General features: G+C 73.2%; 21 protein-coding genes. 8 read left to right on the forward strand and 13 right to left on the reverse strand.

From position 1 onward, the window contains the following. Positions 1-2: 2 nt before the first annotated feature. Genes GBN72_RS00970 through GBN72_RS00980 form a run of 3 tightly spaced genes read right to left on the reverse strand, consistent with a single transcriptional unit; the run spans position 3 to position 2,499 of the window. Entirely contained in the window at positions 3-1,145 is a 1,143-nt protein-coding gene (locus GBN72_RS00970) for an NAD(P)/FAD-dependent oxidoreductase (protein ID WP_151769691.1), read from the reverse strand. Next, on the reverse strand, positions 1,142-1,330 hold the full coding sequence (locus GBN72_RS00975) for a ferredoxin (protein WP_151769692.1): 189 nt from the start codon (positions 1,328-1,330) through the stop codon (positions 1,142-1,144). Before GBN72_RS00975 ends, GBN72_RS00970 begins: the two co-directional genes overlap by 4 nt. After that, positions 1,327-2,499, reverse strand: coding sequence for a cytochrome P450 (locus tag GBN72_RS00980; RefSeq protein ID WP_151769693.1), 1,173 nt, complete (start codon positions 2,497-2,499; stop codon positions 1,327-1,329). The genes GBN72_RS00975 and GBN72_RS00980 overlap by 4 nt, the downstream gene beginning before the upstream one ends. 273 nt (positions 2,500-2,772) lie before the next feature. On the opposite strand from GBN72_RS00980, the gene GBN72_RS00985 reads away from it, so the two are divergent. From GBN72_RS00985 to GBN72_RS01010, 6 genes are read left to right on the forward strand one after another with little or no spacing between them, the layout of a single operon-like run. After that, positions 2,773-3,756, forward strand: a complete 984-nt coding sequence (locus tag GBN72_RS00985; protein WP_151769694.1) for a phosphotriesterase family protein — start codon at positions 2,773-2,775, stop codon at positions 3,754-3,756. A gap of 22 nt (positions 3,757-3,778) precedes the next feature. Continuing rightward, a complete protein-coding gene (locus GBN72_RS00990; protein ID WP_151769695.1) occupies positions 3,779-4,756 on the forward strand; it encodes a phosphotriesterase family protein in 978 nt (325 codons plus the stop codon). A 2-nt stretch (positions 4,757-4,758) separates the two neighbouring features. Continuing rightward, positions 4,759-5,886, forward strand: coding sequence for an FAD-dependent monooxygenase (locus tag GBN72_RS00995; protein WP_151769696.1), 1,128 nt, complete (start codon positions 4,759-4,761; stop codon positions 5,884-5,886). Positions 5,887-5,889: 3 nt separating this feature from the next. After that, positions 5,890-6,816, forward strand: coding sequence for an alpha/beta hydrolase (locus GBN72_RS01000; protein WP_151769697.1), 927 nt, complete (start codon positions 5,890-5,892; stop codon positions 6,814-6,816). Positions 6,817-6,820: 4 nt separating this feature from the next. Then, entirely contained in the window at positions 6,821-7,762 is a 942-nt protein-coding gene (locus GBN72_RS01005; RefSeq protein ID WP_151769698.1) for an MBL fold metallo-hydrolase, read from the forward strand. A 16-nt stretch (positions 7,763-7,778) separates the two neighbouring features. Continuing rightward, entirely contained in the window at positions 7,779-9,509 is a 1,731-nt protein-coding gene (locus GBN72_RS01010; protein WP_151769699.1) for a CocE/NonD family hydrolase, read from the forward strand. Positions 9,510-9,767: 258 nt separating this feature from the next. On the opposite strand, the gene GBN72_RS01020 is transcribed toward GBN72_RS01010, so the two are convergent. The 3 genes from GBN72_RS01020 to GBN72_RS35800 form a co-directional block, all read right to left on the reverse strand. Beyond that, complete coding sequence (locus tag GBN72_RS01020) at positions 9,768-9,974, reverse strand: ferredoxin (RefSeq protein WP_151769700.1); 207 nt, start codon at positions 9,972-9,974, stop codon at positions 9,768-9,770. Positions 9,975-9,977: 3 nt separating this feature from the next. Then, complete coding sequence (locus tag GBN72_RS01025) at positions 9,978-11,183, reverse strand: cytochrome P450 (RefSeq protein ID WP_151769701.1); 1,206 nt, start codon at positions 11,181-11,183, stop codon at positions 9,978-9,980. A 191-nt stretch (positions 11,184-11,374) separates the two neighbouring features. Then, positions 11,375-12,646, reverse strand: coding sequence for a poly(ethylene terephthalate) hydrolase family protein (locus GBN72_RS35800; protein ID WP_151769702.1), 1,272 nt, complete (start codon positions 12,644-12,646; stop codon positions 11,375-11,377). Between the two features lie 323 nt (positions 12,647-12,969). Here GBN72_RS35800 and GBN72_RS01035 point away from each other — a divergent pair, with 323 nt between their 5' ends. Then, entirely contained in the window at positions 12,970-14,523 is a 1,554-nt protein-coding gene (locus GBN72_RS01035; RefSeq protein WP_151769703.1) for a DHA2 family efflux MFS transporter permease subunit, read from the forward strand. Between the two features lie 171 nt (positions 14,524-14,694). Further along, entirely contained in the window at positions 14,695-15,912 is a 1,218-nt protein-coding gene (locus tag GBN72_RS01040; RefSeq protein ID WP_246212195.1) for an ROK family transcriptional regulator, read from the forward strand. Positions 15,913-15,972: 60 nt separating this feature from the next. Here GBN72_RS01040 and GBN72_RS01045 read toward each other — a convergent pair whose 3' ends face one another. The 7 genes from GBN72_RS01045 to GBN72_RS01075 all read right to left on the reverse strand — a co-directional run bounded on the left by GBN72_RS01045 (position 15,973) and on the right by GBN72_RS01075 (position 25,593). Continuing rightward, on the reverse strand, positions 15,973-17,082 hold the full coding sequence (locus GBN72_RS01045) for a Gfo/Idh/MocA family protein (RefSeq protein WP_151769704.1): 1,110 nt from the start codon (positions 17,080-17,082) through the stop codon (positions 15,973-15,975). A 79-nt stretch (positions 17,083-17,161) separates the two neighbouring features. Beyond that, a complete protein-coding gene (locus tag GBN72_RS01050) occupies positions 17,162-18,355 on the reverse strand; it encodes a Gfo/Idh/MocA family protein (RefSeq protein ID WP_151769705.1) in 1,194 nt (397 codons plus the stop codon). A gap of 38 nt (positions 18,356-18,393) precedes the next feature. Beyond that, complete coding sequence (locus GBN72_RS01055) at positions 18,394-19,968, reverse strand: GMC oxidoreductase (RefSeq protein ID WP_151769706.1); 1,575 nt, start codon at positions 19,966-19,968, stop codon at positions 18,394-18,396. 83 nt (positions 19,969-20,051) lie between these two features. After that, positions 20,052-20,696 carry a phytanoyl-CoA dioxygenase family protein gene (locus GBN72_RS01060; protein ID WP_151769707.1) on the reverse strand — a complete coding sequence of 215 codons (645 nt, stop codon included), beginning with the start codon at positions 20,694-20,696 and terminating at the stop codon, positions 20,052-20,054. Further along, the gene (locus GBN72_RS01065; RefSeq protein WP_151769708.1) at positions 20,681-22,105 is read right to left on the reverse strand and encodes a glycosyltransferase; all 1,425 of its coding nucleotides are present in this window, start codon (positions 22,103-22,105) and stop codon (positions 20,681-20,683) included. Before GBN72_RS01065 ends, GBN72_RS01060 begins: the two co-directional genes overlap by 16 nt. Positions 22,106-22,142: 37 nt before the next feature. Beyond that, entirely contained in the window at positions 22,143-23,417 is a 1,275-nt protein-coding gene (gene glyA, locus GBN72_RS01070) for a serine hydroxymethyltransferase (protein WP_151769709.1), read from the reverse strand. Positions 23,418-23,640: 223 nt separating this feature from the next. Beyond that, on the reverse strand, positions 23,641-25,593 hold the full coding sequence (locus GBN72_RS01075) for an FAD/NAD(P)-binding protein (RefSeq protein ID WP_439959723.1): 1,953 nt from the start codon (positions 25,591-25,593) through the stop codon (positions 23,641-23,643). Between the last annotated feature and the right edge of the window lie 51 nt (positions 25,594-25,644).

Below are 25,644 nucleotides of genomic sequence, written 5' to 3' on the forward strand. Positions count from 1 at the left end.
GCCTACGCGGCCGTCCGGCTCAGCCGGCGCAGCCGGGGGACGGAGACGCGGTGGTCGAGCGCCACCGCCACCCCGGTCCCGTCGGCGTGCGTCCAGCGCATCAGCGCCGGGCCGCCGCCGGGCCCTCCCTCGAGGTACACCGGCCGGCCCTCGCCCGGCAGGTGCCCCACCGCCTTCAGCCCCAGCCCGAACTGCTCGGTCCAGAAGTACGGCTGGAAGCTGAGCGGCGGTGCCGCCACCCCGTGGAGCAGAGCCCTGGCGGCGGCCTTCGCCTGCTCGATCGCGCTGCTCCACAGGGGGACGCGGCGCGGCCCGTACGGGGTGGGGAGGGCCGCGAGGTCGCCGACGGCCGCGACGTCGGGCCGGACGAGCCCCCGGACGTCGACCGGGACGGCGCCGTCCGCGGTGAGGCCGGTGCCCGCCAGCCACTCGGTGTTGGGCACGTCCCCGGCGGCGGTGACGACCAGCTCCGCGTCGAGGACGGTGCCGTCGGCGAGGACGACCCTGGTGCCGCCCGCCCCTCCTCCGAGCCGGGCCGCCCCGGTCTCGACGACGGTGAGCCCCTGCTCCCGGGCCGCCCCGGCGAAGACGCCGGCGAGGTGGGGGCCCAGCCGGGCGCTCAGCGGGACTCCCCGGGAGACGAGGGTGACCCGGCAGCCGGCGGCCAGGCACCCGGAGGCGATCTCCATGCCGAGCGGCCCTCCGCCCACCACGACCACCGAGGGCCGCGCCGCGAGCCGGCCGCGCAGCACGAGCGCGTCGTCGAGCCCGCGCAGAGTGAGTTCACCGGGGAGGGCGGACAGCCGCCGTGCCCGGGAGCCGGTCGCGAGGACGAGGCGGTCGTACGGCAGCGCCGTGCCGTCGTCGAGCACGACCAGCCGGCCGTCGAGGTCAAGGCCGGTGGCCCGGACGCCGAGCCGTTCGTCCGCACCGTGGCCGGCCGGCGGGAGGAGGCAGGAGGACATGTCGTCGCCGTCGGTCAGGAGCGCCTTGGACAGCGCCGGCCGGCTGTACGCCGGGTACGGCTCGTCGCCGACGACGGTCAGCTCGCCGTCGAACCCGGCCTCGCGGAGGGCGTCGGCCGCGGTGACCCCGGCGATGCCGTTGCCGACGACGACCACCCGGCGGACGGTGGCGCCCTTCACGCGATCCTCAGCGCGGCGACGGGACAGACGCGGACGGCGGCGCCGGCCCGGGCGGCGTCGGCCTCGCCGACCTCCGCGCGGTCCAGCACCAGCTCACCGTCGTCGTCGAGGTGCATCAGCTCCGGGGCGGCCTCCTCGCACAGGCCGTGGCCCTCGCAGCGGGGGCGGTCGAGAACGATCCTCATGCGGGAACGACCTCCAGGACGGGGAGCTTGTCGATGCTCCGGGTGATGTTGGCGGGAACGCGGACCTCGGGCCCGACGACGAGCCGCCCGACCCGCCGGGCGAGCGCACCGATCACGGCGTGGGCCTCCAGGCGCGCGAGTCCCTGACCCGCGCAGCCGTGCGGGCCGTAGCCGAACGACAGGTGGTCGACCGGGTTGCGCTCGACCAGGAACACGTCCGGGTCCGCGTAGTGCCGCGGGTCGCGGTTGCCGGCGCCCAGCAGGACGGCGACCTGCGCCCCCTCGGGGATGCGGACGCCCCCGATCTCGACCTCCTCGGTGACGCGGCGGCCCCAGGCGTTGACCGGAGGCCAGAACCGCAGCACCTCGTTGAACGCCGCCGGCACCAGCGCCGGGTTCGCGCGCACCAGTGCGAGCTGACCGGGGTGCGCGGCGAACAGCGCGACGATGTTGCCGATGGCGGCCACCGTGCTGTCGACGCCGGCGCCCAGGTACTGGTGGATGATGTGCCCGGCGGTGTTCTCGGGGACGGCGCCCCGCGCCTCGGCGTCGAAGATGCCGCGCCCCACCGACCCTTCGGCGAGGTCCTCCGCCCTCACCTCGGAGCACCAGCCGTACAGTTCACCGGCGACGGAGAAGCTCTCCACCGTGCGCCGGTTCATCGGGCCGAGGACCTGCATGGCGGCCTGGCCCCAGCGCAGCATGTTCTCGCGCGCGTGGCCGGTGAAGCCGATCAGGTCGGCGACGACCTCCAGCGGGAAGGCGCGGGCGAGGGCGTCGATCGCCTCGAACGAGCCGGTCCCGACCAGCTCGGCGACCAGGGCGTCCGCCTTCTCCTCGATCCGCCCCCTGAGACCACGCAGCGCGCGCGGCGACAGGTTCTCGGTGAGGGTGGCCCGCAGCAGGGTGTGCGCCGGTGGGTCGGAGGCCAGCGAGGTGCCGGTGAGCGCCTCGTTCGCCGTCGGATTGAAGGCGATCGACGCCGAGGAGAACGACTCCCAGTCTGCGAGCGCGTCGCGGATCACGTCGTAACGGGTGAGGACGTGGACGTCGTTGGCGGGGAGCCGGACCACGGGGCCCTGCTCCCGCAGTCCGGCGTAGGCCGGGTAGGGGTCGAGGAGGACCTCGTCGGAGAAGAGGTCGACGTCGGAGACGGGTGGGTTGCTCATGCCGACCCAGTGAAGTGGCCCGCCCCTCATCGAACAAATGAATGATTCGCATGCCGTCATATACGTGCGGTGCATGCCGGCAGGGTGCGTGCCGCCCTTGCGGAGAAGGGTTCCGCACCCGCGGGCGGCAGTGACGGATCCCGTCTGCGCAACCCCCGCGTAACCAAATTTTTCGTGGCGTTCATTTCATTGACGCAATGTAAAGCGAATGGCTAGCGTGACGGCAGCCACAGGGTGCGTCCAGCGCGCCCACACCGGACACGTGAGGCAGTCATGAGCGTCAGTACCCCCATCGTGAACACCGTCCTCGGCCCGGTCGCAGCAGACGAGCTCGGCGTGGTCGCCGTCCACGAGGCGCTGCTCTCGGTGCTCCCGGGGGCGCAGTACGCCTACGACGTCGCCATCGACCGCGCCGAGGTCTTCGCCCTGCTCAAAGCCAGGCTGACCGGGTTCCGCGAGGCCGGCGGCGGCACCGTCGTCGACGCCACGGGCCAGTTCCACGGCCGTGACCCGAAGCTCCTGGAGGCCCTGTCGCGCTCGACCGGCGTGCACATCGTCGCCTCCACCGGCCAGGGACCCGAGGAACTGCTCGGCGGCTACTTCCTCACCCCGCAGACCAACCCGCCGACGCCCTGGCCGGCCGAGAAGTGGGCCGACCTGTTCGGCAGGGAGATCACCGAAGGCATGGTCGTGCCGCGCGTCGAACGCCGCGCGCCGGCCGGCCTGATCGCCACCGCGGTCAGCCGCACCGGAGCCACCGCCACCGACACCGAACTGCTCAGGGGAGCCGCCCGGGCCGCGCTCGCCACCGGCGTGGCGGTCTCGTTCCGCCACGGCGGCGACGCCCTGGCCGAACTCGACGTCGTCCTCGCCGAAGGCCTCGCCGCCGACCGGGTCGTCGTCGCCGGACTGGACCGCGCCGACGCCGTCGGCCTGGCCCGCGAGGTCGCCCGGCGAGGCGCGTACGCCGCCCTCGACCACGTCGGCACGGCCGGCCGGCACCACGACGGCGCCGACTACCTCACCGACGACGAGCGGGCGGCCCTGGTCGCCGGACTGGTGGCGGCCGGCCTGGGCGGCCGCGTGCTGCTCTCCTCCTCGGCCACCGGCGCCGCCTTCGGACACCCGGCCACCGACGTCCCCTACGCCCATGTCCTCACGGACTTCGTCCCCGCCCTGCGCGGCCAGGGCCTCGGCGACGAGGACGTCCGGCGGCTGCTGGCCGAGAACCCCGCCGCCCTCCTCGCGGTGCGCTGAAAGAGAGAAGGCTGAAAGGCTTATGTCGCGAGTCAACACCGTCCTCGGGCCGGTCCCCGCCGAGGAACTCGGCTTCGTCGCCGTCCACGAGCACATCGGGTACGGCATGCCCGGATCCGAACTCGACACCCGGTGGTGGAAGACGCCGGAGCAGCGCTACGAGGAGACCGTCCCCAAGCTGCGCGCCTTCCACGACCACACGCTGCCCTACGGCGGCGCCACCTTCGTCGACGCCACCGGCATCTGCAACGGCCGGGACGTGAACCACTACCGGTCGCTCTCGGAGAAGACCGGCGTGCACATCGTCGCCTCGACCGGCTTCGTCGGCGGCGACACGGCGCTGCCGTTCTTCGAGCGCGCCGACGTCGACTACCTCTACCGCCAGTTCGTCCACGAGATCACCGTCGGCATCGGCGACACCGGCGGCAGGGCGGGCATCATCAAGGTCGGCGTCAGCCGGGGCTTCCGGATGAAGGAGCTCGACCTGCGGATCTACCGCGCCGCCGCGCGGGCCGCGCTGGAGACCGGCGTGCCGATCTTCACCCACCTCGCGGTCGACGCCGAGCCCGCCGTCGAGATCTTCCGGGAGGAGGGCCTGCCCCTGCACCGGGTGCTCTTCGGGCACGCCGACGACGGCGTCAGCCAGGGCAAGGTGCGCGACCGGTGGATCGCCGGACAGGGCGGCCGGATCGGCTTCGACACCTTCGGCTACGACCTCGAACTGCCCGACCCGCCGTTCTGGGGCCGCCCCCGGCAGGAACGCCTCGACCACTTCCTCGGCTACCTGCGCGACGGACTGGTCGACAGCGTCCTCGCCTCCGCCGACGCCAACTGCAGCCCCCTCGGCTGGCCCGGCGTCAAGGGCCACACCGTCAACTACCTCTTCGAGGTGCTGATCCCCGCCCTGCGCGAGCACGGCGTCGACGACGCCACCATCACCAGGATCTTCGTCGACCTGCCCGCCGACTTCCTCAGCATCCAGCCCGACCGAAAGCCGTGACCATGGACATCACCCATCTCGACATCGCCGTCGTCGGCGCCGGCTACGCGGGGGCCGCCGCGGCCAAGGCCCTCAGCGACCTCGGGGCGAACGTCACCGTCTACGAGCAGGCACGCCGGATCCGCGAGGTCGGCGCCGGCATCGGCCTGCGCCCGTCGTCGATGCACCAGTTCAACACCCGCGGCAGCGGCGAGGCCGTCAAGGCGGTCAGCTCGCCCAGCGACGCCTTCGAGATCCTCACCGCCGACTGCCACCGCATCGCCATCGAGGAGTGGCCGGAGAAGGACGCCTACGGCGAGACCACCCGCTTCATCCACCGCGGCGACTTCATCGACGCGCTCGTCGGCGTACTGCCCGAGGGCATGGTCCGACTCGGCCACAAGCTCGAGAGGATCGAGGACAAGGGCGGCGAGGCCACCCTGCACTTCGCCCACGGCGAGAGCGTGACCGCCGACCTGGTCGTCGGCGCCGACGGCATCCGGTCCGTCGTCCGCGAGCAGCTCTTCAGCGACCGGCAGCCCGTCTTCGCCGGGGAGCACGCCTACCGCGCCGTCATCGACGCGGCCGGCACCCACGGCATGGTCGCCGACGGCAACCTGCGGATGTACATCGGCCGCGGCTCCAAGGTCTACCTGCTGCCGCTGCTCCACCGCGGCCAGGTCTCCTTCGACATCACCGCCCTGCACACCGACGGCACCTGGGCGCCGGCGGTGACCAAGGAGGACATCCTCAGGACGGTCGAGGGCTTCGACGAGCGGATCGTCGAGATGACGCGCAACCTCGACATGGACACCGTCAACGTGCGGGCCGTCTACGACATCGACCCGGTCGACGTCTGGCACTCCGCGTCCGTCGTCCTCATCGGCGACGCCGCCCACGCGATGTGCCACCACCAGGGCCAGGGCGCCAACTCCGCCGTCCTCGACGCGGGAGCCCTCGCCGACGCGCTCGCCGCCGCCGAATCCGTGGAGCAGGCGCTGGCCGCCTTCCAGGCGCAGCGCAAGCCGATCACGGACGAGCTGCAGCGGATCTCCCGCAACGGCTGGACCGAGGACGAGGTCAACGACGTCTTCCCCGGCCAGAAGCCCGGCCAGATCGGCGCGACGACCGCCACGACGACGGAGGACTGAACCATGCCGCTGCACCCCGAGATCGCACGGTTCCTCGCCACCCTGCCCGCCCCGCCCGAGGGCCCCCTCGACCCGGTCGCCATGCGGGCCGGCGACGAGGCGCACGTCGCCCCCCTCGCCGAGCGCCTGCCGCTGCACCGTGTCGAGGACCTGACCGCGCACACCGCCTCCGGTGACGTACCGGTGCGGGTCCACACCCCCACCGAGGCCGACGCCCACGGCGTGATCGTCTACTTCCACGGCGGCGCGTTCTTCCTCGGCAGCCTGGAGACCCACGACCACGTGGCGCGCTCGCTGGCGAAGGAGACCGGGCTCACGGTCGTCTCCGTCGGCTACCGCCTGGCGCCCGAGGCCGCCTTCCCGGCCGGGCTCGACGACTGCCACGCCGTCGTGCGCTGGGCAGCCGAACAGGGCGAGGTCCTCGGGTGGGACGGCACCACCCTCGCCGTCGCGGGCGACAGCTCCGGCGGCAACTTCGCCGCCGCCGTGGTGGCCCGGGCCCACGACGAGGGCTTCGACCGGATCACCCACCAGATCCTCTACTACCCCTCCCTCGACCTGGACTTCGACGAGGACCGCCACCCCTCGCTGCGGGAGAACGCCGTCGGCTACGGCCTGGAGACAGCGGGGCTCAAGCCGTTCAACGCCTTCTACCTCGACAGCGGCGCCGACCCGGCCGACCCGCGCGTCTCCCCGCTCAAGCGGGCGGACCTCTCGGGGCTGCCGAAGACCCTCGTCGTCACCGCCGAGTTCGACCCGATGCGCGACGAGGGCGAGCTGTACGGGAAGCGGCTGCGGGAGGCCGGCGTCGAGGCGACGGTGGCCCGCTACGAGGGCGCCGGCCACGGCTTCGTCCAGCACTTCTCCTGGATCCCCGAGTACCACGAAGTCTTCGCGCGCACCCGTGACTTCATCGCAGGGAAGGCGTGAGCGCATGACCCGGCCGGTCGACGTCCACCCCCTGGTCTCGCCGTGGGGACGGTTCGGTCTCTACAGCTTCTACATCGACGCACCCGAGCCGGCGATCGTCGACACCGGCATCGCCTCCTCGCCCGCCGAAGGCATGGCGCCGGCGCTGGCGGCGATCGGCCGGCGCATCGAGGACGTGCGCTGGATCCTGCTGACGCACGGTCACATCGACCACGTCGGCGGGGCCCACGCCCTGTGGGAGATGACCGGCCGCCGGGCGAAGGTGGTGATCCACGAGGCCGACGCCCCCATGCTCCGCTCGCGCAGGGCCCACGTCGAGGAGTACCTCGCGGGGCGCGGGCGGTACCTGGCCGACCCCGAGGGGGAGGCCAAGGTGACGGCCGCCGCGAACGCCGTCATCTCGGGGGAGATGGAACCCTCCTCGCTGCTGAGCGGCGGCGAGTCCATCTCCCTCGGCGGCGGCGTCACCGTCTCCGCGCACGCGATCCCCGGGCACACGCCCGGTTCGCTCGCCTACGTCCTCGACGGTCAGGGCGACGTGTTCACCGGCGACGCCGTCCAGGTCCACGGGGCCGCCAACGGCTTCCCCGGCTACACCGACCCCGCCGCCTACCGCAGCAGCCTGGAGTACCTGCGCGACGAGATCCGGCCCCGGCGCCTGTTCCTCGGGCACCCGTACCGCCGCGCCGACGGCACGCCCTACGGCGTCGCACTCGACGAGCGCGAGGCCCGGGAGGCCATCGGGCAGAGCCTCGCCGCCGAGGGCCGTGTCGCCGCGGCCGCATGCGGCTGCCTGGAGGCCGGCCTGCGCGAGACCGGCTCGCCGTACTCCCCGTTCGCCCGGGTCGCCGAGGAGCTCGGCTACGCCGGCGACCCCACGCTCGAGCCGTCGCCGTTCTTCACCTCCCTGCACGGCTACCGCACGCAAGCCCAGCAGACCTCGTGACCCAGGAGCACCACCGATGACCGACCTCCAGACCCTCCGTGCGGGCCACCGGACGATCACCGTGCGCAAGGACCTCCGCGTCCCCATGCGCGACGGCGTCACGCTCGCCGCCGACGCCTACGCCGGCACCGACCACGCCCCGCGCCCCGCCCTGGTCGCCCTCAGCCCCTACGGCAAGGAGCTCCAGGCCCTCGCCCTGACCACCCCGCCGCAGCGGCGGCCCAGCCCCATGTGGGACGGCTGCATCGAGGCCGGCGACATCGCGCGGGTCGTCGAGGAGGGCTACGTCCACGTCATCGGCGACCTGCGGGGTTCCGGCGCCTCCGAGGGCGAGCACATCGGCAACTACAACGCCGGCGGCGTCCCCCTCGGCCAGGACGCCTACGACTTCATCGAGTGGGTGGCCGCCCAGCCGTGGTGCGACGGCAACGTCGGCATGATCGGCATCTCGTACTTCGGCTCCATGCAGGTGCTCGCCGCCGCCGAGCGGCCGCCGTCGCTCAAGGCGATCTTCGTCAGCGGCGGCCACTACGACTTCTACGAGACCACCTACCACGGCGGCGTCATGTGGTTCATGCCGCGCGCCGCCCGTGAGGGCCGCGGCGGCGACTCCGGCTGGGCGTTCACCGACGGCGTCAAGTCCCGCATGCTGGAGACCTTCTCGTCCGAGGAGATCAAGGAGAAGGTCGCCCGGCGCCTGGCGGACCCGGACGTGGCCGCCTGGCCCAACCTGGTCCACGTCCTCAACTACCCCAAGAACCACGAGGCCTGGTTCGACATCGTGATGAACGACGTCGACGGCGAGTGGTACGAGGAGCGCAACCCGGTCACCCTCGCGCCGGCCATCGACATCCCGGTCTGGCTCCAGCTCGACCAGGGCCGCGGCTGGACCCTGGACGGCACCATCGAGCTCTACCACCGGCTGGGGGGCCCCAAGAAGCTCGACATCGGCCCTTACCCGCCCATGCAGTCGCGCCCCTTCGTCGAGGAGCACGACAAGATGTTCCGCTGGTACGAGTACTGGCTCAAGGGCGTCGACAACGGGGTGATGGACGAGCCGGCGGTGACCGTCCACGTCGAGGGATCCCGGGAGACCGTCACCGGCGCGCAGTGGCCGCCGAGGCCGGTCGAGCACCGGCCGCTGTACCTGCGCCCGCGCGGCGGGCTCTCCGCCGAGCCCGAGCCGATGGCCGCCGAGTACGCCGCACCGGACGGCTTCTACCAGGCGCCGCTGACCGTCACCGACACGGTGCAGAAGCTGAGTTGGTCCACCGCCCCGTTCACCGAGCCGACCGAGATGATGGGCCAGGGCGCGGCCCACCTCTTCGCGGAGATCGACCGGAGCGACACCAACTTCATCCTGCGGATGTGGGACGAGGCGCCGGGCGGCAAGCGCCAGCTGATCACCAGCGCCTACCTGAAGGCGTCGCACCGCGAGCTGGACGAGGAGCGCACCACCGAGGGCGACCCGTACCACCCGCACACCCGCGCGGTCCCCGTCGAGCCGGGGCGGATCGAGGAGTACGTGCTGCGGATCTACCCCTTCGCCGCGACGTTCCTGCCCGGGCACCGGCTGGTCGCCGAGCTCTCCAACGCCGAGCCGCTGGTCGACGAGCACAACTCCCTGCTGCCGCCGGACGCCTTCCACCTCCCGGTGGGCCGCGCGGTCACCCACAAGATCTACCGCGACGCCGACCACCCGTCCCGCCTGGTGCTGCCGTTCACGACGACGCCGGTGGCGGGCTAGAACCGCCGCCCTGCCCGGTCGCGCCTCGGTCCGGCCCGTCCCACCGGGCCGGACCAGGTGCGTGCGGCCCCGCAGCGCTGTCAGGGGCCGCCGCGGATGTCCTGCTGCTCGAGTTCGGGGAGCACCCGTGCCACCGCGGCGAAGTCGTTGTCACGGTGCAGCACGATGGGCCCGTGCTGCACGGACACGAGGCCGAAGAGGTCCGACAGTTCCGCCTCCAGGTCCTCCCGGTGAGCGGGCCCCCTCGCGCTGCAGAGATCAGGTGCGGTCGCCGGCCGACAGGGTGATCGCCCCGGCAGGGCACAGGCCGACGGCCTCGCGCACCGCGTCCCGGTCCCCGGCGGGCGGCTCGGGCCGCAGGACGACGACCTTGCCGTCGTCCTCACGCTGGTCGAAGACCTCCTCGGCCGTCAGCACGCACATGCCGGAGCCCATGCACCGCTCGGTGTCCACGGTGATCCTCATGGCTCACGCGTCCCAGGTGACCGGGAGGCGCTTGACCCCGTAGATGTCCGCCGTCTCCGGGCGCAGGTCGACCTCCTCGGGGTCCACCGCCAGACGCAGCGTGGGGAAGCGCCCGAGCAGCGCCGGGAAGGCCACCCGCATCTCCACGCGCGCCAGTTGCTGCCCCAGGCACTGGTGGATGCCGTGCCCGAAGGCCAGATGACCGCCTTCCTGCCGGGCGAGGTCCAGGCCGTGGGGATCGGTGAAGCGGTCCGGGTCCCGGTTGGCCGTGTGGTACGACGCGATCACCGGCGAACCCGCCCTGATCAGCTGTCCGCCGACCTCCACGTCCTCCAGCGCCGTCCGCATGAAGGTCTTGGCGACGCTGAGGTACCGCAGCAGCTCCTCCACGGCCCGGTCGGCGAGCGCGGGATCGCCGCGCAGCGCGGCCAGTTGCTCCGGGTGGCGCAGCAGGGCGAAGGTGCCCAGGGAGAGCATGTTGGCGGTGGTGTCGATGCCGGCCGCCAGCAGGATCAGGGCGATGCCGCGCAACTCCTCGTCGTCCAGATCGCTCTCGGTGAGCTCGCTGAGCACGTCGTCGGTGGGGTTCGCGCGCTTGGCCGCCACCAGCCCCGCCAGGTATTCCTGGGTCGAGGTGTAGGCGGCCATCAGGTCCTCGTCGTTCGTCTCACCGTCCATGAACTTGTCGACGTTCTCCTGGAAGGAGCCCCGCTCCTCGTACGGCACACCGAGCAGCTCACAGATCATGACGGCCGGGATCGGCTTGGCGAACGCGGTCACCAGATCGGCCGGCGGCCCCGCCTTCGCCATCGCGTCCAGGTGCTCGGCCGTGACCTGCTCGATCCGTTCGGTGAGCAGCCGCATCCGCCGGACGGTGAACCTGGCCGTCAGCGGCCTGCGGTAGCGGCCGTGCCGCGGCTCGTCCATCAGCAGGAACTCGCCGGGCGGCGCCGGGGGGACCACGAAGTCCCCGTAGTCGACGGTCGGGTGGAGCATCAGCTCCTTGCGGGAGCTGAACCGCTGATCGGCGAGGACCTGCCTGACCAGGTCGAAGCCGGTGACCAGCCAGCCCTGCTTCCCACCGGGGAAGGTGTAGGCGCTGATCGGGCCGTGCCGGCGTGCCTCGACCAGCTCCGGCGGCGGGTCGAACGGGCGCCCGGGCGGGCGTTCCGTGGGCAACGTGGTGATGGTGTGCGGAGCTTCCCCCATGCTCGGTCCTCATCTCGCGGCACTGCGTTCGGACAAGGTTCGACAGTCAATCCGAGACCTGACGGAGCGTCAATCACCGCGAGGGCGGAGACGTCTCGCTCCCGCGGCGGTTGACACGGCGACCGCCGTCGTGGCCGCCGTACGCCGGAGGGCGCCTGCGCCGGCGGCCGGCGCAGGCGCCCTTTCGCGGCTCACCAGTTCTTGTACCGCGTCTCGCCGAGGCCGCAGAAGGTGCAGCCGGGGGCGAGGAAGTCCCGCGTGCGGCGGAACTCCTCGTCGGCGAGGTGCCACCGCAGCCATGCGGTGATGATGTGCTGCCCGTTGCGCGTGGCGGCGATGTGGTCGGTGCCGTCCAGGACGTTGAGCCACACCGGCACGTCGGTGTTGGTGTAGTCCCGCTCCACGTTGGAGGTCGCGAAGTCGTCGTCCCCGCCGATGTACAGGGCGGGGTTGCGGAGGGAGTCGGGCCCGTTGCCGTCGAAGGAGCCGCCTGCCACGTGGACGGTGGTCTCCAGCCGGGGGTCGTCGGCCACGTCGAACGTGCCGATCGAGCCGCGGGAGTGGCCGCCGAAGGCCACCTCAGAGGTGTCGACGTCCTGGTACAGCGGGTCGGCCGGGTCCGCGTTCCGGTCCTCGATCCAGTCCAGGGCGTCCACCATGTAGGAGCCGTCGCTGGAGGAGACCTCGCTGTACACCACGAAGCCGTGGGAGGCCCACTGGCGCAGCATGTCCTCGTAGGCGGCCGGGTCGGACCCCGCGCCCGGGCCCCAGACGAGCACCGGGTGGTCCACCCCGTCCCTCCCGGCGTCCGCCGGGTACACCAGCCATCCGTCGTTCCCGGGCCCGGCGGTGGTGTCGACGGTCACCGCGTACGGTCCGGGCGCGGTCACGTCCGTCACCGGTGGCAGCGATCCGCCCGGGGGATCGGTCGGACCGCCGCTCCCGCCGCCCGCCGCCCGCACGAGGACGTCGTCGACGGTCAGGCTCTCCAGGGCGCTGCTCGCGTCCAGCGTGAACCGCAGCCGCACGGTGCGGCCGTCGACCGACGACGGCAGGGGGAAGGACGCCGCGCCCGAGGCGGTGCGCGCCGACTCCAGCGTGGTGAACGTGCCGCCGTCGACGGAGTAGGCGACGGTGAAGGACTCCCCGAGGTCGAGCCCGGAGGCGGTCCGTGTGTACGACACCGAGATGCCGCTGAAACCGGACAGCGCGACGGGCGCCGAGGTGAGCGTCGGGTCGGACAGCAGTGATCCGCTCATCCTGGCGGCGCCCGTGGCGGCGCTGACGGAGCCGGTGGAGGTGAAGGCGCCGAGCCCGCCGGAGAAGTCCTCGCCGAACACGGAGGTCGCGGCGGAGGCGGGGGAGGAGAGGACGCCGGCGGCGCCCGCGGCCACGACGCAGGCGGTCGCCGCGGCGGACAGGCGCAGGCGTCGGCGCAGGCGGCGGCGGGTTGGAGTCGACATGTCTGCGTTCCCTTCGTTGTGCCGGCCGCGGGCACACGTGCTCCCGGTCGCCGGAGATCGTGCGGGAAATCGGTCCATGCCGAGTCAACCGGGCTCTCCGGGAGCCGGAATCAGTGAAATCACCGGCACCGCCGCGCCCGACACCGGTCGATTGAAATTCATTCCTCCTACAAGCGGACAGTTGTTACCATCGCGCGGTGGCGAAGCCTGAGGCTCCCGTCGTCGCGGGCCTCCCGGAGGCCGACGCACCCTCCTGCACAGAGCTGTCGCTGGTGACCGCCGGTCGCACCAACGATCGGCTTACTGACAAGGAACCCTCTTCCGTGAGTACTGACACAGGCTCGCCTCCGGCCGGGCCCGCCGCCGGCCCCGGGGCGGCCGACAAACTCGACCGCGGCGTCCTCAAGGTCGCCGGCGTCGTCGTCATCGGCGCCATCATGTCGATCCTCGACGTCACCGTGGTCAGCGTCGCCCTGCCGACCCTGCAGCGTGAGTTCGACGCGAACTACGCCACCGTCGCCTGGACGATGACCGCCTACACCCTGGCCCTGGCCGCGGTCATCCCGATCACCGGATGGGCCGCGGACCGGTTCGGCACCAGGCGCCTGTACCTGACCTCGATCGTGCTGTTCGTCGCCGGGTCGGCGCTGTGCAGCCTCGCCTGGGACATCGGCCCGCTGATCGTCTTCCGCGCGTTGCAGGGACTCGGCGGCGGCATGCTGATGCCGCTGGGCATGACCATCATGACCCGCGCCGCCGGGCCGGAGCGCGTCGGCCGCGTCATGGCCGTGCTGGGCGTGCCCATGCTGCTGGGCCCGATCGGCGGCCCGATCCTCGGCGGCTGGCTGATCGACGCGGCCAGCTGGCAGTGGATCTTCCTGATCAACGTGCCGATCGGCGCGGTCGCCCTGTTCGCCGCGTGGAAGGTCCTGCCCAAGGACACCGCGCAGCCGTCGGAGCCGTTCGACGTCGTCGGCATGCTGCTGCTGTCGCCGGGTCTCGCCCTCTTCCTCTACGGCGTCTCCACCATCCCGGAGGAAGGCACCGTCGCCGCGGCCAAGGTCCTGGTGCCCGGCCTGATCGGCCTGGTGCTCGTGGTGGCGTTCGTGCTGCACGCCCTGCGCAAGGCGAACGCCCTCATCGACCTCAGCCTGTTCAAGAACCGCCACGTGACCATCGCCGTGATCACGATGACGCTGTTCTCGGTCGCGTTCATGGGCGCGATGCTGCTGTTCCCCAGCTACTTCCTCCAGGTCCGGATGGAGGACACCCTCGACGCCGGCCTCCTGCTGGCCCCGCAGGGCCTGGGCGCGATGCTGACCATGCCCATCGGCGGACGTCTCACCGACAAGATGGGGCCGGGCAAGCTGGTGCTGGCGGGCATCGTGGTGATCAGCGCGGGCATGGGGGTCTTCACCCAGGTCGGCGCCGACACGTCCTACTTCGTGCTGCTGAGCGCCCTCTTCGTGATGGGCATGGGCATGGGCGTCACGATGATGCCGATCATGTCCGCCGCCCTGAGCACCCTCACCGACCACCAGATCGCCCGGGGCTCCACGATGATGAACATCGTGCAGCAGACCGCCGGGTCGATCGGCACGGCCGTCATGTCGGTCATCTTCACCAACCGCGTCCTCGACAGCACCGCCGCCGGCGCGTACAGCGCCGTGGTCCAGGGCAAGGTGCCCGCCGACCAGGTTCCGCCCACGCTGCTCGAGCAGGGCAGGTCGGCCCTGGCCGAGGCGTTCGGCAGCACCGACACGGTCGCGCTGGTCCTGATCGTGGCGTGCCTGGTCCCGGCGCTGTTCCTGCCGCGCCGCAAGTCCGCCGCGACGGACGGGCAGGCGCCCGGCGCCTCCGTGGCCGCGATGCACTGAGAAACCCGAGGCGAGGCCGCCGCCGTACCGCACCCCGGTACGGCGGCGGCCTCCGCCGTTTCCGGGCGGCAGCCGGACGCGGCGCCGCCGGCCCGTGCGCGATCCCGGGTCCGGTGGGCTTAAATGCCAGGTCGGGGCCGCAGTCGCGACCACAACCGATAGCCTTGGCCCATGCCATCCGAAATCCGCGAGCCCATGCGCCATGCCGCTATGCGGGAACGGAACCTGGCCGTGCTGCTCCGTGTCATCGCCGCGCACCAGCCGGTCACCCGGGCCCGGCTCGCCGCGCTCACCGGCTTCACCAAGACCACCGTCTCCAACCTCATCGCGGTGCTCGCCGAAGCCGGTCTCGTGCATGACGGCGACATGCTGCACGAAGGGGACCGGGGACGACCCGGTATCGGCGTGGCGGTCAACGGCGCGGGCGCCGCGGGACTCGGGCTCGAAGTGAACGTCGACTACCTGGCCGCGGCCGTGCTCGACCTCGGCCGCCGGGTGCGCTACCGGCTGCTGGTCGCGGCGGACAACCGGGGCCGCGAGCCCGGCGAGATCGCCGTCGCGCTGGCCCGCCTGGCCCGGCAGGCCGCGGACGCCGCGGCGGAACAGGGCCTGCCGGTGATCGGGGCGACCGTGGCACTGCCCGGCATGATCGACCGCACCGGGATGTTCCGCGCCCCCAACTTCCCCTGGCACGACGTCCCGGCCGCCGCCTTCACCGACCTCGGCCTGTCCGCGCTGAAGCTGCCGACCAGGGCCGAGAACGAGGCGAACCTGGCGGCGCTCGGTGAACTGTGGTTCGGCGCCGGGCGCGCCGACCTCGGCGACTTCGTGCACGTGTCGGGAGAGATAGGCATCGGCGCGGGCGTGGTGCTGGGCGGCCGGGTGTTCCAGGGAGCGCACGGCTACGCCGGGGAACTGGGCCACCTCCAGGTGGATCCGGCCGGTGAGCCGTGCGCCTGCGGCGCGCGCGGCTGCCTGGAGCGCGTCGCGGGCCGGGACGCCATCCTGCGCGCCGCCGGCATCGGCGAATCGCTCGCCGACAACGCCGTCGCCGGGCCGCTGGAACCGCTGACGGCGCTGACCACGCTGCTGGACACCGGCGACAAGGCGGCCACCGAGGCGGTGGGCCGGGCCGGCGACGCGCTGGGCCGGGCGCTGACCGCCGTGGTCAAGGTGCTCGACCCGGACACGATCGTGCTCGGCGGGGTGTTCTCCGCGCTCGCCCGGTGGACCACGCCCTCGGTGGAGGCGGCGCTGCGGGCCGGCGGGCTCTACGGGCAGGTCCCCGCGGTCGTGGTGTCGTCGCTGGGCGAGAACGCGGCCGTGCTCGGCGCCGCGGGCCAGGTCATCGAGACCGTCCACGCCGACCCCGCGCTGCTGCTGCGCTGAGGGCCGGGCGGCCGCACCCCGCGGGGTGCGGCCGCCCGGCCCTCAGCGCGGGGGCGGGCCTCAGCCCGCGGGCAGGTCCTCCGGGCGCGTGCCGGCGGGCACCGGGTAGGGGAGCGGGAAGCCGCTGTCCACCCGGCGGCTGTCGCCGGTCTCCGCCGCGGCGAGCAGCGCCTCCATCACGTCGAGCACGTGGTAGGCGAGTTCGGCGCCCGCCCGGTGCGGCGTCCCCGACGCGATGGCGTGCGCCATGTCCGCGACGCCGATGCCCCGGGCCCCGCCCGTGTAGCCGCCCAGCACCGGCACCTGCTGCCAGGCGGAGGCCCCGGCCCGGCGGACGCGGACGTCGCCGGTGAAACTGTTCGGGTCGGGCACCGACAGCGTGCCGTCCGTGCCGTACACCTCGATCCTGGGCAGCGTGCTGTCCCACACGTCGAAGCTCATCATGAGGGTGGTCAGCGCGCCGCCGTGGTGTTCCAGCACGCCGGTGACGTGGGTCGCCACCTCCACCGGGAATTCCGTGCCCGCGCGCGGGCCGCCGCCGATCGTGCGGGTGCGGCGGGGAGCGGCGGACAGGCCGGTGACGCGGCGCACCGGTCCGAGCATCAGGACCAGCGCGGTCAGGTAGTACGGGCCCATGTCCAGCAGCGGACCGCCGCCCGGCCGGTAGTAGAACTCCGGGTCCGGATGCCAGAGTTCGTGGCCGGGCGTGGTCATGAAGGCGGTCGCCGCGACGGGCGTGCCGATCTCGCCCCGCTCCACGCACACCCGCGCGGTCTGGATGCCGGTGCCCAGCACGGTGTCCGGCGCGCAGCCCACCCGCACGCCCGCGGCCGACGCGGCGTCGAGGACCGAACGGGCCTCCCCGGTGGTCATGGCGAGCGGCTTCTCCCCGTACAGGTGCTTGCCCGCCCCGATCGCGGCGTGGGAGACCTCCAGGTGCGCCTCGGGCGTGGTGAGGCCGAGGACCAGGTCCACCTCGTCGGAGGCGTAGAGCTCCGGCAGGCTCACCGCACGCACCCCGGGGAACCGCGCGGCCGCGGCCTCGGCGTGTTCGGCACGGCGGGTCGCCACCTGCACGGGGCGCACGTTCGGGAGCCGTGACAGCGTCCGCAGGTACTCGCCGCTGATGTTGCCGGCGCCCACCACACCGATCCGCAACGGGCCGGTCATGTCGTCTCCTCCTGTGATCGGCGGGGGTTCGTCCGGGCAGGGAGCGTACCGGGGCCGGCGGCCGGCCGGACCGCCCCGGTCACGGGGCCGCCGTACCGCTGAGGGCGGAGGCGATCGCCGGCTTGAGGTCGAGGGGGACGGGGAGCGTCACGTCCTCCATGGCGCCCCGGCCCTCCGAGAGCCGCAGACTGACGTCGAGCACGTGCAGACACAGGTCGGCGCTCAGGAAGGGCGCCTCGCCCCTGAGGGCCGCCGCGGCGAGGTCGGCCACGCCCGCGCCGACGGTGAGGTCGTGGGTGTCGGTGTAGCGGTGCCGGGCGGGCGGCGCCACGAAGGGCAGCTGCTCGGGTTCGCCGAGGTACGCGTTGGTCTTGCCGTTCGTCCTGACGTGCCGCCGCAGCGAGACCGGGGCGGAGGCCTGCCACACGTCGCCCACCGACAGCACCCCCCGGTCGCCGACGACCATGAGGGACAGGTCGGCCGGGGCCACCCAGCCGATGCTGAGCCGGCACACGGCGCCGCTCGCGAACTCCAGGAACCCCAGGGAGACGTCCGGGGCCGGCTCGCTCCCCTCCGGCCACTCCCCGCCCAGCTGGAGCGAGGTGTGCGCCGCCATGCGGACCACCGGGCCCAGCATCGCCACCAGCCAGCTGAGCTGGTAGCCCGCGTGCTCCATGACACAGCCGTTGGCGACCTCGTCCCGGTAGGGCCACGGCACCCCGCGCCGGCTCCGCCACTGGGTGTACGGCATGAAGGCGAGCGCGCCCATGTCGAGCGAGGCGTGCACCAGGCGCGGTGTGCCGATCAGCCCGTCGCCGACGGCCCGCAGCAGCGTCTGCGCGGACCGGCTGAAGACGGTCGACGGAGCGCTCGACAGCAGGAGCCCGCGCTCCCGCGCCAGTTCGACGAGTTCCGCGGCCTCCTCGTAGGTCGACGCCAGCGGCTTCTCCGAGTAGACGTGCTTGCCGGCCAGCAGCGCCGCCCTGGTCACGCGGTAGTGCTCCGACACGGGCGTCAGGTTCACCACCACGGCGCAGCCCGGGTCGTCCAGCACCTCGTCGAAGCCGTCGAAGACGCGCCCGCCGTACTCACCGGTGAACGTCGCCGCGCGCTCCGGCACCAGGTCGAACGCGCCCCTGACCTCGACATGGGGGTAGTTGGGCATGGTGGCGCCGTAGAAGTCCGCGGCGTACCCGCAGCCGACGAAGACCACTCCGACCGTCTCGTGGGACGTCTCCGGCGCACGGCCGGTCTGCTCGCTGTCGTTCGTCATGTGCCCTCCGCGGGTCCGTCGGTCGGCGTCACGTGTGATCAGTACTCCCCGTCCCGCAGCAGTCCCGCCGCGAAGCGTCCCGCTCTCGCCGCGAGCGCCATGATGGTGAGGGTGGGGTTCTGCCAGCCGCCGGACGGGAAGCAGGCGCCGTCGGCGACGAGGACGTTCGGCGCGTCCCAGCAGCGGTTGTGCGGGTCCAGGACGGAATCGGCCGGGGAGGCCCCCATGCGGACGGTCCCCAGGTCGTGGACGTTGCCTCCCGGCGCGGTGAGCGCACCGGCGACGGCGAGGTCCTTCAGACCGGCGACCGAGGCGGCCAGCTCGATCTCCCGTCGCATCAGGGCGTACATCCGCTCCTCGTGCGGCCCGTAACCGCACTCGACGACCGGCACCGGAACACCCCACCGGTCCCGCCGGTCGCCGAGCCGCACCCGGTTGTCCCAGGAGGGCAGCATCTCCCCCTGGGCGTCGATGCCGCCCAGGGCCGCGCCGTTCGCGACGCGCCGCTGGAGGGACACCCACAGGGCGAAGGGGCGGACGTCGCCGCCCTGCGGCTGCGGCGGGGGCACGAGCAGGCCGCACTGGCGTCCCGTCCACGGCTGCGCGGCGTCCGGCGAACACCCCTCGAGGACGCCCGTGGAGGTGAGCAGCGGATGGTCCATCAGACCGCGCCCCAGCCAGCCGCTGCTGTTGCCGAGCCCCCGCGGGTGGCGCGGGCCGTGCGAGTTCAGCATCAGCCGAGCGGTCTCGATGGTGCCGCCGCACAGGAGGACGACGCGGGCGCGGACCGCGTGCCGGACCCCGGTGGTGACGTCCACGTACCGCACGCCGGTCGCCCGGCCGTTCACCGGGTCGGCGGTCACCTCGGTGACGCGGGCGTGCGGACGCAGCACCATCCGCCCGGTCCGCTCCGCCGCGGCGAGGGCGCCGGCCTGGACCGAAAACCCCGGCCAGCCCCCGGCGCCCGGGTCGGCCGGCACGTACCGCACCGGCACGGGCCGCGTCCCCGGCCGCCGGTAGGACCGCCGGAAGTCCGACTCGGCGGGGGTCAGCACCGGCGGCTCACCCCGGAACCGCCCGTGGGGGAGCTGCGGGAGGTCCTCCTCCGGCGTTCCCCGCAGCCCGAGGAGTTCCTCGACGCGGTCGTAGGCGCCGGCGAGATCCTCGTAGCGGACCGGCCAGCGCAGCGAGGCCCCGTCGACGTCGGCGGCCTCCGTCTCGAACCGGGACAGACGCAGCGCCGACCCGCCCCAGACCAGTGACCGGCCGCCGACCTGCATGCCCCGGATCCAGGTGTAGGACCGGTCGGGCGGCGTCTCGTAGGCGTGCTCCACGTCGTCGACGAAGAGGTGCGGCCCACGCGGCCGGAAATGGAAGTGGCCGCTCTGGACGGGCTGACGGGGCCAGGAGGCGCCGTCGTCGCCGCCCGCGGCCGCGGCGTACGAGACGGCGCGGTCCGGTATCTCCTCGGCCCGGCGCGGGGGACCGGCCTCGAGGACCAGGGTCCTCACCCCCGCCTCCGTCAGCTCCTTCGCGGCCCAGGAACCGGCGAACCCGGAGCCGACGACGACGGCGTCGTACCCCTCACCCGGTGCGGCCTCGATGTCGTTCACAGTCCAGCTGCTCCCGTCGGTACGTGTCGGGGGTCAGGCGACCCGTGCGCGTCGCCCGCGGACGGAGTGCCTCGGGCGCGCGGTCACGCCGGATCGCCGGGGTGCGAGGGCAGCCACCGGATCGGCCCGGCGATGCCCGTGTGGTGCGGCGTGACGAGTCCCTCGTGGAAGCGCGACGCGGGGATCACCCGGAAGTCGAAGCTGACCCGGGTCCGCAACGAGACGTTGCGCTGGTTGCCGTGCTTGAGGTTCGCGCTGTCGAAGGCGAGCATCTGGCCGTAGCGCATGGGGTGCGCGCGGAAGTCCTCGGCTCCCTCGCTCGACTCGACCCACAGGCTGTTCTCCGCCGTGATGTCCGTCAGCGGCACCCAGAACGTGATCTCGCAGTCGTTGTGGCCGCCGCTGCGGTCGCGGTGGAAGCTGCCGACCCCGTGGCGGCCGGGCAGCTGGATGCGCCAGTTCGGCACGTGCTGGTAGCGGACCTCCTCCCCGACCAGCTCGGTGATCACCGACCGGACGAACTCCCGGTACAGCACGGAGATCGTCTCGATGCCGTAGAGCTTCTGGTGCATCGCGGAGGCCTGGTCGCCGAAGCCCGGCTGCTCCTCGCCCTCGGGGGCGTGGACGTCGTGCCAGTGGGCGAGGTCCGCCACGCCGGTGGCCGCGCGGGTCGCGCCCGCGAAGTCGAACCGCCGCGTGTCGTAGGGGATGATCAGCTTGTTGAGCACGAGTCTCCTCCGTGGTCGCTGTCGGGAGCAATCGTGAAACGGGGCTCGAAACCGATGAGATGGCTCAGCTGCAGGTCGACGCCGCCGATGTTGCTGAAGTCCTCACCGTGGAACAGGCTCTTGCGGACGAACGCCGCGGTCTTGGCCCGGTAGCGCGAGCGGGCCAGCAGGACGGCCAGCGTGGCCAGGTACCGCGGAGTGCCCCTGCGGTGCAGGGCGGTGAAGGACCGGCGCAGCCCGGTGATCATCTCGTCCGCGGCGGCCCGGTCGGGCGGGACGTCCAGGTCGCGCATGCGCAGCCGGTCGAGGAAGGCCCGCTGGACGGCGGTCGGTTCCAGGTCGGCGGCGTCCTGGGTCTCCCCGTGGACGAGCCCCAGCAGCAGCTCGTCGTGATCGGCGTAGAACTGGTGGCCCTTCCCGGCGGGCGGGAAGGCCCCGGAGACGAGCAGGTCGGCCGCGTGGGCGACGTCGACGTCGCCCAGCCGGGCCGCGAGGTGGGTGGTGAAGTCGGTGTCCTCGCGCAGGACGGTGGGCAGCAGCGACTCCGACGGCAGCAGCTCGGAGGCGGCCGCGTGCGTGGAGGCCATGACCGGTGTCCCGATGTACGACGCCTCCACCAGGACCCGTCCGAAGGTCTCCAGGGAGGAGGTGCTGGGGAAGAACAGCACGTCCATCTCCTGGTAGTCCCGCCACAGCCGGGCCCGGTCCACCGGCGGTCGCCAGCTGTAGCCCGCCGGCGGAGGCGGTGCGTCCGGGTCCGGCCGGCCGCTCCGCGGGTCCTCGCCGATCGCCACCGTCTCGAACGCCCCGGGGGCGCGCCGGGCGAGTTCCCGCTGGAGGGCCACCGCCTGGGCGTGGTTCTTGTCGTCGGTGAGCCGCCCGACGAAGCCGACGCGGGTGGGACCGCCGCTGCCCGAACCGGTCCACGACCCGGCCAGCTCGCCGGGGAACCAGCGCAGGAGCGGGTAGCAGACGGCCTGCCGGGAGGCGGCCAGTTGCGGGAACAGCCTGGTGTAGAGCGCCAGCGAGTAGCGCGAGGAGTGGTAGAGCACGTCGTCGGGGCGCAGGTAGGGAGCCGAGAGCGCCTCCTGCTGGAGATAGCCGTTCCACAGCGCGGTGCGCGCGTCCCGGACGATCCTGAAGTCGAGCCCGAGCCGCTCGCGCAGATGGAAGTAGAGGTAGGCGTGCGGGCCCACCGTCGCGACCACCACGTCGCAGCCCGTCAGGGCCTCCCGCGCCGCCTCGTCGCTGCGGAACAGCTCCACGAAGTCGTGGGGCCTGGCCCGGACGTCCGGGCTCTCGCCCAGCAGGCGGCCGACCTCCGTGTAGGCGAAGTTCGCGCCGTCCTTGCCGGGGTGGCCGGCGTAGCTGCGGAAGCGGTGGAAGCCGGTGACCGGTCCCCGTGGCATGTGAGTACCGCCTTTCCTGCTGTCGGTCCCGGCCGGATCAGACGTCGTGGCCCGCGACCGCGGGCACGGCCAGGTCGGCGAGCGCGTCGTCGGGGCGGGGCCGTGTGCGCAGCGCGTCCGCGCGCTTGCGCAGGAGGGTGATCCGGGTCTCGTCCCACTCCTCGGCGCGCAGCGCGGTCAGCAGGATGTCCGCGAGCTCGCGGACGTCGTCCTCGTCGAAACCGCGCGAGGTGATCGTCGGTGTGCCCAGGCGCAGTCCGCTGGCGACGAAGGGGGGCCGCGGGTCGTCGGGCAGCATGTTCCGGTTGGAGAGGATCCCCAGGTCCTCGAGCCGCCCCTCGGCATCGCGGCCGGTCAGCGCGGTGCGGGTGAGGTCCACGACCAGCAGGTGCGTGTCGGTGCCGCCGGTCACCAGGTCGAGACCGCCGTCCAGCAGCAGACCGGCGAGGAGCCGCGCGTTGCCCACGACGCGCTCCTGGTAGGCGCGGAAGCCGGGGGTCGAGGCGTCGTGGAGGGTGGCCGCGAGCGAGACCAGGCCGGCCATGCCGACGGAGGACTGCAGCCCGGGGAAGATCGCCGAGTCGATCCGCGCCTTCAGCGACGCGGGGCACAGGACGATCCCCCCGCGGGTGCCGCGCAGCGTCTTCTCCACCGACGTGGTCACCACGGTTCCCGGGTAGGCGCACGGGTTGTCGTGGAGCCCGGCCGCCACCAGCCCGGCGATGTGGGAGATGTCCGCGACGAGGGTCGCCTCCACCTCCTGGGCGATCTTGGAGAGCAGCGCGAAGTCGACGGCCCGGGGATAGGCGGAGTATCCGGCGACGATGACGCGCGGGCGCTCCCGCCCGGCGATGGCCCGGATGTCGTCGTAGGGCAGCAGGCCGGTCCGGGCGTCGACCGTGTAGGGCACGACCCGGTACAGCTCGGAGACGAGGTGCTTGGGGTGGCCGTGCGAGAGGTGCCCGCCGGAGCCCACGGCCAGGGACATCAGGGTGTCGCCGGGCTGCATCAGGGCCCGGTAGACGGCGAGGTTGGCCAGGGAGCCGGAGACGGGCTGCACGTTGGCGTGCTCGGCGCCGAAGACGGCGCGCGCCCGGTCCGCCGCCAGCTTCTCGACCTCGTCGAAGATCGACGTGCCGGCGTAGGGCTTGCGGCCGACGTGTCCTTCGGCGGACCGGAACTGGGCGACGCCCCAGGTGCCGTTGTCGCGCGCGGCCGCGATCGGCGCGTTGGACGCGGCGATCAGGTCGATGGATTCCAGATAATGCCGATCCTCACGGTGCAGTAAGCGCGCGAGTTCCAGATCAAGCATCACGTCACCTCGGAGATCACGGAGTTCGGTGGGTGGTCGGCGTACGGGCTTCGTGCCGGGGGGCCGGCGACGCGGGGCCAGGGGCCCGGGATCCGCACGGTCTGCGCCCGCCCCGCACGGGACGGGCGGGGCGTGGACGGGTCGGCCGCAGGGCGGCCGAGCTAATTCATCCAGAACGTTGACCAATACAACAGATGATCATGAACGTGTCAATGATCTGGACTTAATCGGGCCGGACGCCGGGCGGCGGTCCGGGCAGCCCCGACAGGACCGCCCGCGCCACCCGGTCGCCGTGCCGGAAGGTGGCGGCGTCCGTGCCGGGTATGGCGAACGCCCGCGCACCGCGCAACGAGGTGTTCCAGCCCAGCGCGTAGCGTGCGGGATGCGCCCGGCCGTCGGCGCCGACGAGGCGTCCGTGCCCGTCGACGGCGATCCTCCCGGTCGTCGTCCGGTACCCGGTGGCCGGATCGCCGAGGACCTCCTCCGACACCTCCCCGGCGGCGTGCAGCGACGCCAGGAGCGGGTCGGCGGTGCCCGTGACCGTCGGGTCGGGCACCCGGGCGTCGACGAGGACCGCGGCCGTGACCGTGCCGGGGAAGTTCGCGCCGCCGGCCCGGTACAGCCCGGCCGACTCGTCGAGTTCCACCCTCGTCACCGAGCCGAGGGGCCGGACCACGCCCGCGCGGCACAGTGCCACCAGTTCCTCCAGGCGGAACGCCGGCGGACCGCTGGCGACCAGGTTGAACAGCGAGAGCCAGGCGCCGTCGAGCTCCTCGGCCTCGGACCGGGGGTCCATCCGCCCGCGCAGCCGCGGGAGGCGGTCGAAGAGGAGCAGCAGCGCGCCGTAGACGGCCGTGTCGGCGGACCGGGCCGGGTCGGCGCCGCGCCTCAGCTCCCGCTCCAGCAGGGCGGCGAAGTGCGCCCCGAAGGCCTCCGCGGACCCGAGGGCGGCGTGCCGCAGCGGTGCGCGGAGATCGTCGAGGTCGAACCGGTGGGCGGGCTCGGGGACGGCCTTCGCGACGAGTTCGTCCAGTTCCTGCGGGGTGGCCGTGGCGTGGAGCTCCTCGAACTGCCACCACGGCATGGTGGTGTGTTCGGGGCGTGCGGCGAACAGTTCGCGGTAGTACGCGTGGCCGAGGTCCTTCACGACGACCGGCCAGAGGTCCCGGCGGAAGTCGACGGCCCCGTCCCGCGCGAGCAGCCGCTCCGCGACGTCCGGGAAGTAGCGCAGTTCCCGGGGGAGTCCGAGGACCGGCCGGTGGGTCGGCTTGCCGCGGTAGGGCAGGCCCCGGCGGGAGCCGACGAGCAGCCGCGGCTCGCGTCCCGACGGGACGTACCGCAGGGCGCCGTCGCCGTCGCGGGCGTAACGCCCGCCCCGGCCCTCGGTGAGCAGGGCCATCAGGTCGAAGAAGGCCAGCCCCAGGCCGCGGACCAGCACGTCGGCGCCCGGCGGCACGGCGGAGAGGTCGGCGTCGGCGACGAGGCCGGGCGGCAGGTAGGTCAGCCGGTGGCGCTCCGCGAACGCGGCGGCGGCCGCCTCCTCGCCCCGCGGTCTCGCGTCCAGGTGGCCGAGGGCGAGGACCACCGCGTGCGCGTCGAGCGGGGAGCCGTCCTCCAGGAGGACGCGCTGCCCGCCGTCCGGTGCCCCGGTGAGGGCCACGGCCCGCCCCGGGCGGACGCTCACGCGCACCCCCGGCGGCGCCTGGCGCGTCACCTCGTGGAGGAACCAGGACAGGTAGGCGCCCTGTAATCGTCGGGTCGCGAAGGTGTCCGGACCCGTCTCGCGCAGGTCGGGCGCGAGGCGCGGGTCGACGGGCGGCAGGAGCCCCGCGGCGGTGTCCGCGGCCCAGGCTGCCAGCGACGGGCCCGGGCGCGGCGGGCCGTCACAGCGTACGGACGTGCCGGGGAAGAGGGTGACGTCCTTCGCGAAGGAGTTCATGCGCATCAGCGGCGACTGGCCGTCGCGCCAGACCCTTCCGGGGCCGGCGGGGTGCGGGTCCACCAGCACGATCTCGACCGGCCGGCCCGGCGCCAGTAACGGGGCGTTGGCCAGTAATCGCTCGGTCACGCCCACTCCCGTCGGGCCCGCGCCGACGACCGCGACCCTGGCGGTCGCCGCGGCGTGGGGGGTGGCGGAGGATCCGGGCGGGGCGGAGGTCCGAGGCATGGCGGCCATTAATCCACGCGCTTGCCGAAAGACGCAATGGAGCGTCGGGGAGGTGTCGGA

This window comes from Streptomyces abyssomicinicus, assembly GCF_008974245.1.
In the GTDB taxonomy this organism is placed as follows: domain Bacteria; phylum Actinomycetota; class Actinomycetes; order Streptomycetales; family Streptomycetaceae; genus Streptomyces; species Streptomyces abyssomicinicus.

Coding starts and splice junctions, on each gene's coding strand:
- GBN72_RS00975 (WP_151769692.1), bottom strand. CDS start 1,330: ATGAGGATCGTTCTCGACCGCCCCCGCTGCGAGGGCCACGGCCTGTGC.
- GBN72_RS00980 (WP_151769693.1), bottom strand. CDS start 2,499: ATGAGCAACCCACCCGTCTCCGACGTCGACCTCTTCTCCGACGAGGTC.
- GBN72_RS00985 (WP_151769694.1), top strand. CDS start 2,773: ATGAGCGTCAGTACCCCCATCGTGAACACCGTCCTCGGCCCGGTCGCA.
- GBN72_RS00990 (WP_151769695.1), top strand. CDS start 3,779: ATGTCGCGAGTCAACACCGTCCTCGGGCCGGTCCCCGCCGAGGAACTC.
- GBN72_RS00995 (WP_151769696.1), top strand. CDS start 4,759: ATGGACATCACCCATCTCGACATCGCCGTCGTCGGCGCCGGCTACGCG.
- GBN72_RS01000 (WP_151769697.1), top strand. CDS start 5,890: ATGCCGCTGCACCCCGAGATCGCACGGTTCCTCGCCACCCTGCCCGCC.
- GBN72_RS01005 (WP_151769698.1), top strand. CDS start 6,821: ATGACCCGGCCGGTCGACGTCCACCCCCTGGTCTCGCCGTGGGGACGG.
- GBN72_RS01010 (WP_151769699.1), top strand. CDS start 7,779: ATGACCGACCTCCAGACCCTCCGTGCGGGCCACCGGACGATCACCGTG.
- GBN72_RS01020 (WP_151769700.1), bottom strand. CDS start 9,974: ATGAGGATCACCGTGGACACCGAGCGGTGCATGGGCTCCGGCATGTGC.
- GBN72_RS01025 (WP_151769701.1), bottom strand. CDS start 11,183: ATGGGGGAAGCTCCGCACACCATCACCACGTTGCCCACGGAACGCCCG.
- GBN72_RS35800 (WP_151769702.1), bottom strand. CDS start 12,646: ATGTCGACTCCAACCCGCCGCCGCCTGCGCCGACGCCTGCGCCTGTCC.
- GBN72_RS01040 (WP_246212195.1), top strand. CDS start 14,695: ATGCCATCCGAAATCCGCGAGCCCATGCGCCATGCCGCTATGCGGGAA.
- GBN72_RS01045 (WP_151769704.1), bottom strand. CDS start 17,082: ATGACCGGCCCGTTGCGGATCGGTGTGGTGGGCGCCGGCAACATCAGC.
- GBN72_RS01050 (WP_151769705.1), bottom strand. CDS start 18,355: ATGACGAACGACAGCGAGCAGACCGGCCGTGCGCCGGAGACGTCCCAC.
- GBN72_RS01065 (WP_151769708.1), bottom strand. CDS start 22,105: ATGCCACGGGGACCGGTCACCGGCTTCCACCGCTTCCGCAGCTACGCC.
- glyA (WP_151769709.1), bottom strand. CDS start 23,417: ATGCTTGATCTGGAACTCGCGCGCTTACTGCACCGTGAGGATCGGCAT.
- GBN72_RS01075 (WP_439959723.1), bottom strand. CDS start 25,593: ATGGCCGCCATGCCTCGGACCTCCGCCCCGCCCGGATCCTCCGCCACC.